The sequence below is a fragment of the Parathalassolituus penaei genome (assembly GCF_026626885.1).
GTDB classification, from domain to species: Bacteria; Pseudomonadota; Gammaproteobacteria; order Pseudomonadales; family Oceanobacteraceae; genus Oceanobacter; species Oceanobacter penaei.
This window is the reverse complement of sequence record NZ_JAPNOA010000040.1, coordinates 1-444: the sequence shown is the minus strand read 5'-3', so window position 1 is coordinate 444 and position 444 is coordinate 1. Positions and strand designations below refer to the sequence as shown.

Below are 444 nucleotides of genomic sequence, written 5' to 3'. Positions count from 1 at the left end.
TCCAGCCAGCGTTGTAGCGTTCGGACATTGAGCCCTAACTCAGCGGCAGCACGCGCTCGACGAGCCCCAGCCGAGATGCCTTCCAGAAAAATCTCCGCCAGACGTTGTCGGCATTCCAGATCTGTCAGTCGTCCTCTTCCTCCAGTCCGTACAAGGCATTGAGCTTTTTTCGCATCACCAGCAAGGCGGCAGTCTCAGCCAGCGCCTTGTCCTTGCGACGGAGCTCTTTCTCCAGTGCGCGAATCTTCTTCTGGTCAGCACTGCGCTGACGCTTCAGTTCGGCGGCGGAGGCTTTTGAACCTTGCATGGCAGCCATGCAATCAGCTTTCCACTGCTTGATCTGTTCGGGATACAAACCCCGTTGACGACAGTATTCAGACAGCTCAACTTCGCTCAATGAAGCGGTTTCCATGACGGCGGCGAAGCAGGCTTCAACCGGCCAGT

Annotated in this window: 1 pseudogene; it reads right to left on the bottom strand. The window is 56.8% G+C overall.

What is annotated here, in order from left to right:
• Nucleotides 1-124: 124 nt before the first annotated feature.
• Nucleotides 125-444: pseudogene (locus OUO13_RS14290) on the bottom strand (IS3 family transposase); the annotation flags it as partial.